This window comes from Pseudomonas sp. ASL8 (genome assembly GCF_056680355.1).
The window spans coordinates 4,464,342-4,476,032 of the sequence record NZ_CM155278.1; the positions used below are offsets into that span (position 1 = coordinate 4,464,342).

11 protein-coding genes and 1 pseudogene are annotated in these 11,691 nt (G+C 58.6%); 1 reads left to right on the top strand and 11 read right to left on the bottom strand.

The genetic code is table 11. From position 1 onward, the window contains the following. Positions 1-21 precede the first annotated feature (21 nt). From AC1MEA_RS20410 to AC1MEA_RS20435, 6 genes and pseudogenes are all read right to left on the bottom strand, one after another. Entirely contained in the window at positions 22-987 is a 966-nt protein-coding gene (locus tag AC1MEA_RS20410; RefSeq protein ID WP_480417195.1) for a sugar kinase, read from the bottom strand. Continuing rightward, the gene (locus AC1MEA_RS20415) at positions 980-1,762 is read right to left on the bottom strand and encodes a sugar phosphate isomerase/epimerase family protein (protein ID WP_480417196.1); all 783 of its coding nucleotides are present in this window, start codon (positions 1,760-1,762) and stop codon (positions 980-982) included. The genes AC1MEA_RS20410 and AC1MEA_RS20415 overlap by 8 nt, the downstream gene beginning before the upstream one ends. 83 nt (positions 1,763-1,845) lie before the next feature. Further along, entirely contained in the window at positions 1,846-2,847 is a 1,002-nt protein-coding gene (locus tag AC1MEA_RS20420; protein ID WP_480417197.1) for a LacI family DNA-binding transcriptional regulator, read from the bottom strand. A 181-nt stretch (positions 2,848-3,028) separates the two neighbouring features. Beyond that, positions 3,029-3,649: pseudogene (locus AC1MEA_RS20425) on the bottom strand (ABC transporter ATP-binding protein); the annotation flags it as partial. Between the two features lie 96 nt (positions 3,650-3,745). Next, complete coding sequence (locus tag AC1MEA_RS20430; RefSeq protein WP_480417198.1) at positions 3,746-4,516, bottom strand: ABC transporter permease; 771 nt, start codon at positions 4,514-4,516, stop codon at positions 3,746-3,748. After that, positions 4,513-5,499, bottom strand: a complete 987-nt coding sequence (locus AC1MEA_RS20435) for an aliphatic sulfonate ABC transporter substrate-binding protein (RefSeq protein ID WP_480417199.1) — start codon at positions 5,497-5,499, stop codon at positions 4,513-4,515. The genes AC1MEA_RS20430 and AC1MEA_RS20435 overlap by 4 nt, the downstream gene beginning before the upstream one ends. 469 nt (positions 5,500-5,968) lie before the next feature. On the opposite strand from AC1MEA_RS20435, the gene AC1MEA_RS20440 reads away from it, so the two are divergent. Further along, the gene (locus AC1MEA_RS20440; RefSeq protein ID WP_480417200.1) at positions 5,969-6,643 is read left to right on the top strand and encodes a hypothetical protein; all 675 of its coding nucleotides are present in this window, start codon (positions 5,969-5,971) and stop codon (positions 6,641-6,643) included. Positions 6,644-6,800: 157 nt separating this feature from the next. Here AC1MEA_RS20440 and AC1MEA_RS20445 read toward each other — a convergent pair whose 3' ends face one another. The 5 genes from AC1MEA_RS20445 to AC1MEA_RS20465 are packed head-to-tail and all read right to left on the bottom strand — an operon-like array spanning position 6,801 to position 11,691. Continuing rightward, on the bottom strand, positions 6,801-7,394 hold the full coding sequence (locus AC1MEA_RS20445; RefSeq protein WP_480417201.1) for a PqiC family protein: 594 nt from the start codon (positions 7,392-7,394) through the stop codon (positions 6,801-6,803). Further along, positions 7,391-9,010, bottom strand: a complete 1,620-nt coding sequence (locus AC1MEA_RS20450) for a PqiB family protein (RefSeq protein ID WP_219061726.1) — start codon at positions 9,008-9,010, stop codon at positions 7,391-7,393. Before AC1MEA_RS20450 ends, AC1MEA_RS20445 begins: the two co-directional genes overlap by 4 nt. Continuing rightward, the gene (locus AC1MEA_RS20455) at positions 9,003-9,629 is read right to left on the bottom strand and encodes a paraquat-inducible protein A (protein WP_219061727.1); all 627 of its coding nucleotides are present in this window, start codon (positions 9,627-9,629) and stop codon (positions 9,003-9,005) included. The genes AC1MEA_RS20450 and AC1MEA_RS20455 overlap by 8 nt, the downstream gene beginning before the upstream one ends. After that, entirely contained in the window at positions 9,626-10,240 is a 615-nt protein-coding gene (locus tag AC1MEA_RS20460) for a paraquat-inducible protein A (RefSeq protein WP_219061728.1), read from the bottom strand. Before AC1MEA_RS20460 ends, AC1MEA_RS20455 begins: the two co-directional genes overlap by 4 nt. After that, the gene (locus AC1MEA_RS20465) at positions 10,237-11,691 is read right to left on the bottom strand and encodes an efflux transporter outer membrane subunit (RefSeq protein WP_219061729.1); all 1,455 of its coding nucleotides are present in this window, start codon (positions 11,689-11,691) and stop codon (positions 10,237-10,239) included. Before AC1MEA_RS20465 ends, AC1MEA_RS20460 begins: the two co-directional genes overlap by 4 nt.

Genomic DNA, 11,691 nt, shown 5'->3' on the forward strand with positions numbered 1-11,691 from the left:
GTGTGTCATTCGAATGAGGGGTCAGGCGGGTCGTCGTCGTGGCTCATCGGCAGGCTCGGCTGCAAGCAGCTGCGCCCGCAATGGCAAGCCCTCCATGTCACCCCGGTTTTGTACGGCGCGACTGCCGATCCAGTTGCCGCGCGCCACGGCGTGGGCAAAGCCCTGATTTTCCAGCAGGGCGCTGATCACGCCGACGGCAAAACCGTCTCCGGCACCCACGGTATCGACCACGTTGGCGACCGGCACCCCAGCGATAAACCCCTGATCCAGCTGTGTGCGGTAATAAGCGCCCTTGGCGCCGAGCTTGATCACCACTGCTTCAACACCTTGATCCAAGTAGAACGCAGCCATATCGTCCGGGTCTTCGTAGCCGGTGAGCAGCGCGCCTTCGGCCAGCCCCGGCATGACCCAGTGAGCAAGAACGGCCAGTCGGTTGATTTCGCTGATCATCTGCGCCTGGTTTGACCATAGCGACGGGCGCAAGTTGGGGTCGAACGACACGCTGCGTCCAGCCTCGCGCATGGCCGTCATCAGTTGCCAGGACAGCTCCCGGGCACTGAGCGACAACGCTGCCGGAATACCTGTCGCGTGCAGATGACGAGCGCTTAGCAGTACCGGGCTGACGTCAGCGACCGACAGGTGACTGGCCGCCGAACCCCGGCGGAAATACTCGACACAGGGGTCATGGCCGTCGAGCTCGCGGGACTTGAGCTGAAAACCGGTGGGATACGCAGGATCGACGGCCACATGGCGGCAGTCCACGCCTTCGCGTTGCAGGCTGTCGATCACGAAGCGCCCAAGCGAGTCATCGCCGACCCGACTTAGCCACGCGACGTTGAAGCCCAGCCGCGCCAAGCCGATAGCGACGTTACTGTCGGCGCCGGCAATGCGTTTTTCGAAGTGACTGACCTGTGCCAGTTCGCCAGATTGCTCGGCGACAAACATGGCCATGGTTTCACCGAACGAGAGGATGTCGATCTCACGCATGGCTGAACGCCCCTTGTGGTTGGCCTAGGCGGGCGAGGGTACTGATGTGTTGTTGGCTGAGCGCGAGCAGATCCTCGGCTTGCAGTGGGTATTCGATGGCGCGAGGCACCCCGGGCACGATCTGGCGCAATAGTTGTTCCCATTGTTGAAGATCACTCGGTTCGGGAGGTGTTGCGATCAGCTTGCCCTGGGCATTGCGCGCAACCGCCTTGCAATGCACGTATTCGACATAACGGCCCAATTGCTTGGCTGCGCTGATTGCCGATTGATCCTGCCATTGCCAATTGCCGATATCGAAGGTCATGCCCACCAGCACATCCAACGCCTGGACGCGGGCGAAGAAGCGACTCAGCGGCTCAATCCGGCCACCCTGAACGGTCTGGTCATTCTCGACCAACAAGCGAACCGTATGCCGCGCCAGGCAACTGGCCAAGGCGTTCATGTCACAGTTTTGGTTGAAATGCCCAAGGGAAACTTTAAGCCACGCCGCACCGCAAGCCTCAGCCCGCAGCAGCGTAGCCTCAAGGTTGGCGTTCGGTTGAATCTGGCCTTCACTCCACAGCTCCAGCGGTGACGAGTACAGGCACTCAAGCCCCTGTGCTTCGATGGCCAGCGACAATGCCTCGTGGTTTTCTACGGTAAACAATTCTTCACGCAACTCAATGCGCGAGGCGCCAGCACGGGCCAGCAACGGAATAAAACTGGCCTGACCACGTTCACGGACAACGTCGGCACCGTAGCTGGAAAGGCTGATGGAGACAGGGTAAAGGTTCATTCTTATCGTCCTCTGAAACCGGTTACATTTTAATCCAAAAAGAGCGGCCATCGCGGCCGCAGTACTCGCCAATCAACGGGGGGTCAAGGCCTGGGTCGGGTCGAGCCACGCACGATGAGCTTCGCCGTAAAGTCGAAGGACCGAACCGGCTCATGGTCGCCACGCAAGCGGTTGAGCAAACACTCGAACGCTGTGACGCCGATTTCATGGGTCGGCTGGGCGAGTGAGGTAATACCGCTTCCCACCAAGGGGTACCAGTCCAGCTCATCGAGGGCGATCAGGCCGATGTCATCAAACAACGGGCAACCCAACTCTCGTAACAGTCGCGTGCAGGTCAGGGTTGCGACACCGTTACCGGTGAACAGCGCTTTGGGCCCCGGGCCGGGCGCGGCGAGGAAGGCCTGCAACTGCGAACCCAGCTGATCGCTGGTCTCCAGAACCTGTCCGCGCAGATGCGTGCGCTCGGCGATCAGGCTATTGAACGCGGTCACACGTTCGAGACGAGAGCTGGTGCCGTCCTGTTGCTCACTGACCAACACAATGTCGCGATAACCGCGCTCATCGAGGTGATTGATGGCTTGCAGCACCGCGTCGGCATTGTTCAGCCCGACCAGATCACTGTGCAGCTGCTCGACCTTGCGATCGACCAACACCATAGGCAGTTCCTGATGCAATTGGCGCAGCTCATCAAGGTGATGACCTAGCGTATTCACGATCAGGCCTTCGATGTTGTAGGAGCGCAACGCTGCCAGATGCACACGTTCTTGCTCGTCGTTGCGATCGGTGTTGCACACCACCAGGCTATAACCGTGCAGGCGGCAGGCGGTTTCGACACCATGCATGACGGCCACGGAATAGGGGTTGCGGATATCTGCGACCAACATGCCAATCAAACGAGTGCGACCACGCTTGAGCCCGCGCGCCATTTGATTGGGGCGATAACCGAGAGTGTCGATGGCGTGTTCGATACGCAGTGCGATGGCGTCGGAAAGCAGTTGTCGATCCTCGCCAATGAAGCGCGACACGCTGGCTTTGGACACGCCAGCCAGTGTGGCCACGTCATTCATCGTTACGCGGGATCGCATAGAAGTAGGGAAACTATTCACGACCTGGACCCTGATTATAGTTATAGGGGTTATCAGCAGGTGCTGAGGCAAAGGCTCTGAAAACGGTTTCAGAAAACACCAAAGCGTCGCATCCGTCAACCTCTGATGGCGTGAGCGGTGGGGATTTGTGTCGGTGAAGGTTGTAGCGAACGCTAATCAGCTAGATAACGTGAGCCAAATGCAGCTCGGTCAAGGCCTGGGCTTTCAGCAACGCCAAGGCTGGGTCGCGCCTGTCTCGAGGACGGTCAAGATCGACACGTAGCTCCTGACGAATGCTACTCGGCCGATTGTCCATCACCATCACGCGATCACTCAGATAAAGCGCCTCGTCGACATCGTGAGTGACCAGGAGCAAGGCGATGGCATGGTGTTCTGCCAACTGCAGCAACAGGTCTTGGAGCTTCATGCGGGTGAAGGCATCCACCGCACTGAACGGTTCGTCGAGCAACAGTGTTTGCGGGCGGGAGTACAGTCCTCGGGCGATAGCGACGCGCTGTGCCATCCCACCAGACAGCGCTTTGGGCAAGGCCTGGGCGAAGCCGCCAAGGCCGACTTCCTCGATCAATTGCGCGGCCCAGGCTTTATCGTAATGCCGGTCGTCGCTGAAGCCGATATTTTGCTCAACGGTCAACCAAGGCATCAGTCGCGGCTCCTGAAACACGAATGCCACTTCACCGGCCTTGCGCTGCAATGTGCCCTGAAAATCCTTTTCCAGCCCTGCAACGATTCGCAGCAAGGTACTTTTCCCGCAGCCGCTTGGGCCAAGCAGGCTGACGACTTCTCGTGCATGCAGTTGCAGCCTTACGTTTTGCAACACGGTAGTGGTGGCGAACGTCTTGCGTTCGACGTAAATATCCAACGACAGTTCAGCCATCATTCACTCTTCCCGACCTTGACCGTTAAACGTGTCGCGCCAGACCAGAAAGCGTTTTTCCAGGCCGGCCAGCACACCGTCGCTTAACTTTCCCAGCACGGCCAATACGATAATTGCTGCGAACACGATGTCCGGGCGCGAGGTTTCCCGGCCGTCGCTAAGCAGATAACCCAGCCCACGGGTGGCCGCGATCAATTCCGCTGCCACCAGAAACATCCAGGCCAGGCTCATGCCACTGCGCAAACCGGTGAATAGCCCCGGCAGCGCGGCCGGCAGCAGAATTCGCAGCACCAACCGGCGCCGACTGAAACCATACATTTGCCCGACCTCCACCAGCTTGCGGTCGATATTACGAATTGCCGCCACGCCGTTGACGTACACCGGGAAAAACGCACCGATGGCAATCAGCACGATCTTCGAGGTTTCATCAATACCCAACCACAGCAACAACAGCGGTACCCAGGCCAGGCTGGGAATCGAGCGTAGCGCAGCAAACGTAGGCTCCAGATAGGCCTCGGCTTCGCTGCTTAGACCGACCCATGCGGCAAACACCAGCGCCAGCCCGGCACCGATGACGAAGCCGAGCAGCACCCTTAACAGGCTGGCACTGATGTGTTTCCACAGCGCACCTTCAGCCAGGTCGCGTAACGTCAGGGCGATCTCGCTGGGCGCCGGCATCTGGTAGGAAGGCACCCAGCCAGTGCGGACGACGATTTCCAGAACGACGACGATCAACACCGGCAATGCCAGGCCTTTTAAGCGCCGATGGATCACTGTTTAGCGATCACGACGTTGCTGAAGCTCGGATCGATCAATTGATCGACTACCTGATCGACATTCACGCCTTTACGCACCAGCTCTTCGGACACCAGAATCGGCGCCGCTGCCTTCAATGCGGCGATGTGTTCAGCGCCCGGCTGCGAGTTGCTGAAGTCGGTGCGGGACAACTGCAACTTGGCGACTTCCAGTGGCAAGCCAGACTCCGTGGACAGCAGTTGAGCCAGCTCTTCAGGGTTGTGACGCGCCCAATCACGGGCTTTTTCGTAAGCGGTCAGTACGGCTTCGATGGCGTGCGGATGCTCCTTGGCGTACTTCTCGGTAACGCTGATCACGCCGTAGCTGTTGAAGTTGACATTGCGATAGAGCAAGCGCGAACCGGCCTGGATTTCACTGGCGGCCAAGAGCGGGTCAAGACCGGCCCACGCGTCGACGTCACCTTTTTCAAGCGCGATGCGACCATCTGAATGTTGCAAATGCACCAGCTCGACATCGTCCTTGGTCAAGCCGACCTGCTGCAGACTGCGCAGCGTGAATAGATACGGGTCGGTGCCCTTGGTCGCGGCGATCTTTTTACCTTTGAGATCGGCCACGGTCTTGATCGGCGAATCCTTGCGCACGGCCAACGCCGTCCATTCCGGGCGACTGGCGATGTAGACGGTCTTGATAGGGCTGCCATTGGCGCGACTGAGCACCGCCGCCAGACCCGCCGTGGAGGCGAAATCGATGCTGCCGCCGTTGAGGTATTCCAGTGAACGGTTGCTGCCCTGACTCAGGACCCACGTCACTTTTGTCTGCGGCAAAGCCTTTTCCAGCCATCCGAAATGTTTGAGCACCAGACTGGTTGGTGAGTAATAGGCGTAATCCAGGTGCAGTTCGGTGGGCACCGTTTCGATTGCCTGGACGACGGGTTGCAGACTCAACGCGAGGGCGCAGGCGCTGGCTATCAGCGTGAAGGCGCGATGCAGGATGGTTTTCATGAGCACATTCCAGAGAAGAGGATAGAGGCTCAAATGCAGGCTCTGTGCCATATGGTTAAAGCGCGTCTCATGTACGAGATTTCACCCCGTCTTCGCCGCCGCGCTGCGGGTTTGGACCTCCGGTAATGCTGCGATAAGAGCGACTATCGGTGATTGGGCATGCTTGTCACGCAACACTCTGCTGAATCAGTGTCGCTCTAGAAACAGCATGCCGCAGCGTTGCGCACTGCCGATCCGGGCGTGCGTCGGGTGTACAGCCTTGCGGGAGTTGCCATCGCGCGGTATGCAATTTTCTGTTTCTGGTGAAAGAAATGTCTGATTTTCTTGTCAGACAAATCCTCTTACACACTCGTGATCGATTAAATGAATAAATCAAGGTCCACTGCGCAACCTTCACACTGAAACCGAATCAGATTGGCACCTCCATGCCGAAACGAAACCTACGGCCATCAGGCTCTGATTGAGAATAATGAATAACTACAACCGTATCGCTGCCTTCAAATACGCCCGGCCCTTCGTGCTCTTTTTATTGCCCGCGCTATTGATCATTTCTGCTGCTTTCTGGTTTTCCATGGGCGCGCAAGCGCAAGCAGAAGACAGAACGCAAACCCTGGTTTTCCTTCGTCACGCTGAAAAGCCCGCTATGGGTCTCGGACAACTCAATTGCCAAGGATTGAACCGAGCCATTGCCCTGTCCACGTTGTTGCCCCGAGAGTTCGGCAACGCCAATTTCATCTTCGCTGCCGACCCCAGTCGTCATGTCGAGGAAGGTGATAACGATGAGTCCTATGGTTACCTGCGTCCGCTCCTGACCGTCGGTCCTGCTGCAATCAAGTTGGGGTTGCCGATCAATATCAACTTTGGCGCTAATGACACCCAAGCGCTGGCAGACGAGTTGCTGCTCGACAAGTACCACGGTGCAACGGTCTACACCGCCTGGTCCAACGGCTATCTGCCAGAGCTGATCAATCAGGTCGCCGAAGAGGCAACCGGGCAAAAACAGACCATTGCGGATGACTGGGACAAGGAAGACTTCGATTCTATCTACGTGCTGACCGTGCTCTGGCATGACGGCAAGGCCACCCTCCATTACAAAAAAACCAGACAGGGCCTGGATGGTGGTTCGTCAACGTGCCCGTCTTGAGCTAATGCCGCATCGGCGATAGCCAGGCCCGACAAGAGGCGCTGGTCAGAAAACCCTGAAAGGAGTGCAACCGTACTCCGCGAGCCTATTAAGCCCCCGACGTAATGCCATCCTGACCTTCATCCGCGACCGTATCGCGTAACAGGGCCATGGGAACTCATCGAGAGGGCTTACGATTGATGAGCACTTGGGCGATGTCGCGGCTCAGTGTTGCCAGGAGGCGATCATGGGCCGTAAGCAAGGCAGTCAGGTCTTGGCCGCGAGTGGGTTCGCTGATGATCGTTCGACCCGATTTCAGCACCTGCTCATCGGCGGTGCGGATTGTCCACCGGGCGTCCAGACTCGCCGCCGTACCCAGGACCGACTCGAAACGCAGTACGTCCACGGCCACGTGATAATCGGCATCGACCGTTGTGTCTGGGGAATAAACCGCCGTCCGTGGATTGCCCGCCAACTGTGTCAGATTGCTCGCGATAACATGGCCGATGATGCTTTGCAGCGAGGCCGCCCACCGCGTCTGCTCCAGAATCTCAACCTGATTGTCGTTACGCGTCAACACTAACTGCTGCCGCTCTACCAGCTCGGGTACGGTCACCGGGCCCACGCTTACTGAATACGCCGCATTGGCGGCTGCCGGGTCGCGCTCGGCAATCGCCCGCAGTGTATAGAAATGCTCTTTTGGTGCGCTGCCACAGCCACTGAGGGCCGCCACTATCAAGCTGGCCAGAAGCGCTATCGAGCTCAGTTTCATCGTTGATCCTCCTGCTTGCCCCGAATCAGCGCTTCGGGATGGCGCTCAAGATAATCGGCCAGGCTGCGTAACGACTTTGCAGTGCGTCCCAATTCCCGAATGGCTTCGTGAGTGTCCTGTAACAGGGGTTTATTGGCCGATATTAGTCCTTGGGCTGAACCCACCGCTTGACGCGCCTCGGTCAGGGCCGCCACGATTTGCGGCGTTACCTGCGTATTCAGTCGATTCAACAAACCGCTGGCCGCCTGCAATGTCTGGCGCAGGTCAGTGCCAATCTGTTCGATCGGAAGTTTCTCCAGCCGGCTGGCGATGCTTTTCAGGGAGGCTTGTATTTCTTCCATTCGCCCGGGAACAGTGGGCAGTTCGGGTATGTCGCTGCCCCAGTTGATGGTGGCCTTGGCCACGCCCGGGAAGAAATCCAGAGCGATATAGAGCTGCCCTGTGAGGAGATTTCCGGTGCGCATCTGAGCACGCATACCGTTCGCCACCATCCCCTCCAGGAACTGTCTGCGTGCTTCATCTGAAAGCTTGGCCCTGTTCTTGTCACGGGAGCGTAGCCTCAGGCGTTCCGGGTACAAACTCACTTCGACGGGCATGACGATACTGTGGCTGCCTGGGTCCAGCTCCACCCGGATATCCGATACCTCACCCAGCGTAATGCCTTGGAAGTCGATCGGAGATCCCGGCGTCAGGCCTCTAAGGGACTCGTTGAACAGCATGACCATCTTCAAGACGTCGCGCTCAGGGTTGTGCATGGCCTCCGTGCGCCCGTTGAACAGCTCAAAAAAGCTGTCGGCAACGGCAGCGGGGCGTTCGACTGAATCCACGGGCGTCTCGAAGGCAATGCCGCCCAGCAGGATCGAGGCGAGCGATTGCGTGTTCACCTCGATGCCGCTGGCGCCAAGCTTGATATCTATGCCACTGGCATTCCAGAAGCGCGTGTTGTCGGTGACAAACTGGTCGTAGGGGGCATTGACGAAAACTCGCATACTCAATCCCTGGCCATTCTTGTCGAGGTCAAACGCTACCACCTGACCTACCTGTACCCGACGAAAGAAAATAGGTGACCCTGCACTCAGTGAACCCAAGTCGTTGCTGTGCAGGAGGAACTCACGGCCGGGGGTATCGACCTGAATGACCGGCGGCACATCCAGGGCGTTGAAAGACCGCTGCGCCTGAGTGGACTTACCCACGCCAACGCCGATGAACGCGCCGGACAGAACCGTGCTCAGCCCTGAAACGTTGCCGCCGGAAATCCGTGGTGTCACCAACCAAAATGCAGTGTCCTTAACCAGATAGGGCTTGAAATCCTTGGTCAGCTCGGCCGTGGCGACCACTTGCTTGAGATCACGGGACAAGGTCACCTCGGTGACCTTTCCAATCTCTACATCCTTGTATTTGAGCTTGGTTTTACCAGCCTCAAGACCCTCAGCGTTCTTGAAGACAATGCTGATGACAGGGCCTTGATTGAGAATCGACGAGACCATCAGCCAGCCCCCGATCAGCGCCGCGATCAAGGGCACGAGCCACACTAACTGCAGTGACCATCGCGATTTTCGGGCCGTTTCGGCTTCAGGCACGGTGGACAGATCGGAGGGCAGGGACGTTTCAGTCATGGTCTTGCTCCAAGGAATCCCAGATCAGGCGTGGATCGAAACTCATTGCCGCGAACAGGGTTAAGACGACCACCGCGCCAAAGGCCAGCGCCCCAGGGCCTGGTCTGATAGTCGCCAGTGCATCGAGCTGCACCAGGGCCACCAACAAGGTGACCACATACACATCGAGCATCGACCAGCGACCCACCAGTTCAACCATTCGGTAGAGCTTTGCGCGTTGCAGGGGCTGCCAGCGGGAATGCAGTTGCACCGACACCAGAAGAAGGATCAATGCGATCAGTTTGGCCATTGGCACGAGGATGCTGGCAATGAACACCACCAGCGCCAGGTACCATGAGCCGGACCGCCACAAATACACCACGCCACTCATGATGGTGTCGGCCTGGGAACCGAACAGAGAGCTGGTTTCCATGATAGGCAGCAGATTGGCGGGTATATAAAGGATCACCGCAGCGATTACAAAGGCCCAGGAGGAAGTAAGACTGTTGGGTTTGCGACCATGCAGCATGCAGCCGCAACGCGAGCAGCGAGCCTCTGCGCCGTGATCCGACTTCAGCAATAGCCCGCAGCCATGGCAGGTCACCAGACCGAAGTGGGCGGCGGTCTTCGGGCCCTTCACCGCAGCGACCCCAGCCGCGCCCAAAGGTCATGAGTATCGAATGACGAGGCCGCCGCCGCCATCAGCAGCATCACGCCGCCAAAGCACCACAACGCCACTCCCGGTATCACGGTAGCGAGGTGGGCAAGCTTGACCAGGGACACCAGCACGCCGAGGACAAAAACCTCCACCATGCCCCAGGGCTGGACCATGACCATGCTGCGAAATGCCAGCTGTGCATGGGGTGGACAACGTCTGAAGTACGCCGGCAGCAGAAGATAGATCATGGTCAGCATCTGGATCAGCGGGGCGATGAAGGTGGTCACGAGAACGAGTCCGGCAACCATGGCCATGTCGTCGCGATACATGACGCGCGCAGACCCGACGAGGGTGGTCTGAATAAACTCGCCATTGATCGTGAGGCCAACGATGGGGAACACATTGGCAATCACAAACAAGATCAGCGCGCCCAGGCAAAAGGCCAGGGCGCGCTCCGAGCCTTGTGGATGACGGCGGAACAGCGTTGCACCACAGCGACAACAGCGAGCAACCCCACCATTGGGCAGGTGGGGTTCTCGTTGCAGAAGATCGCATTCATGGCACGCCATCAGGCCACGCTGTACCTGGCTCATGGCGCGGCCCTGTCTCTATTGGTTGGCGGGTTGGGCTCAAGCCTGGTCAGCCTATCTGCCTCATCCACCCAGCCGCCTCCAGTGGCCTTGTACAGATCGATCATCGCGGTGAGCACTGCGCCCTGAGTATTGGCGTAGCTTAATTCGACATCGAACAGGCTGCGCTCGGCATCCAGAACCTCGATATAACTGGTGTAGCCGTTGTCATAACGCAGGTTCGCCAGCCGGGCATAGGTACGCAGCGCCTCTATTTGGCGTGCCTGTGTGGCCAATTGCTCACGAGACTTTTGCGAGGCGATCAAGGCATTTTCAACATCCTTGAACGCCGACTGAATCGCCTGCTGGTAGGTCAGCAGATATTGCTGCTGGATGGCTCTTGCTTGTTGCACCTGCCCAGCGATGCCCCCAGCGGTAAAGATCGGAAGGGTGGCTGCCGCAGCGTAAGACCACGTTTCGGCTGGCCCGGTAAACAGGTCCGAGAGCTGATTGCTGACTGACCCCACCAGCCCCGTGAGGGAAATCGTCGGAAAATACAGGGCTTTGGCTGCACCGATCCGTGCATTCGCTGCAATCAGGTTCAATTCGGCCTGGCGCAGGTCCGGCCGCTGTTCCAGTACGGCCGAGGGTAATCCACTGGGTACCGCCGGCAGGGTTAATTGCCCTAACGCGCGCCCGCGCACCAGCGGCCCAGGGTTGCGACCCAGGAGCACGGCCAGCGCATTTTCCTGTTGAGCGGCCAGCGACTCGAGCCTCGGTACGGTGGACAGCGCCCGTTCGTATTCGGATTGACTCTGCGCCAGCTCCATTTCGGAAACGACGCTGGCGGTGTAACGCAGCTTGAATATTTCGTAGGAATCGCTGCGCAGCTTCACGGTTGTCCGGGCAATTTCCAGCTCCCGGTCCAGATCCCGCAAGTTCACGTAGCTTGTGGCCACTGCCGATACCAGGCTCAAGATCACTGCGCGCCGGCCTTCCTCCGTTGCCAGAAGCTCGGCGCGGGCAGCCTCGTCGAGGCGACGCAGACGCCCCCATATATCAAGCTCCCAGCTCACCCCAAGGACGGCCTGATAGTTCTCATAGATGGGATTGGTACCGGATGCCAGAGGAACCGGACCACTGTTCAACGGGGCCTTGGCCCGTTGCCCCTGAAGCCCGCTCCCTATCTGAGGAAACCGACGTGAATGCGTTTCGCCGTAACGCCCCTGATACTCCTCGACCCGTGCGGCGGCGATCTTGACATCCTTGTTCTCGTTAAGCGCCGTGCGAATCAAGTCGTTTAGCACCGAATCCTGAAACTGTTCCCACCACAGTGTGTTGGATACCTGTCTGGCCTCCTGATCCGCGTACCTGAAAGTCGCGGGTATCTCGACCTTGGCGCGTTCATAGTCGGGGCCCACGGTGCAGCTACCGAGGGCGAGGCCGAGCAGCAGAAACAGCGGGGGTCTGAGCAC

Excerpts from the sequence above, each read along its gene's own strand:
- AC1MEA_RS20410 (WP_480417195.1), bottom strand. The coding sequence starts at position 987 with ATGCGTGAGATCGACATCCTCTCGTTCGGTGAAACCATGGCCATGTTT.
- AC1MEA_RS20415 (WP_480417196.1), bottom strand. The coding sequence starts at position 1,762 with ATGAACCTTTACCCTGTCTCCATCAGCCTTTCCAGCTACGGTGCCGAC.
- AC1MEA_RS20420 (WP_480417197.1), bottom strand. The coding sequence starts at position 2,847 with ATGCGATCCCGCGTAACGATGAATGACGTGGCCACACTGGCTGGCGTG.
- AC1MEA_RS20435 (WP_480417199.1), bottom strand. The coding sequence starts at position 5,499 with ATGAAAACCATCCTGCATCGCGCCTTCACGCTGATAGCCAGCGCCTGC.
- AC1MEA_RS20440 (WP_480417200.1), top strand. The coding sequence starts at position 5,969 with ATGAATAACTACAACCGTATCGCTGCCTTCAAATACGCCCGGCCCTTC.
- AC1MEA_RS20445 (WP_480417201.1), bottom strand. The coding sequence starts at position 7,394 with ATGAAACTGAGCTCGATAGCGCTTCTGGCCAGCTTGATAGTGGCGGCC.
- AC1MEA_RS20450 (WP_219061726.1), bottom strand. The coding sequence starts at position 9,010 with ATGACTGAAACGTCCCTGCCCTCCGATCTGTCCACCGTGCCTGAAGCC.
- AC1MEA_RS20460 (WP_219061728.1), bottom strand. The coding sequence starts at position 10,240 with ATGAGCCAGGTACAGCGTGGCCTGATGGCGTGCCATGAATGCGATCTT.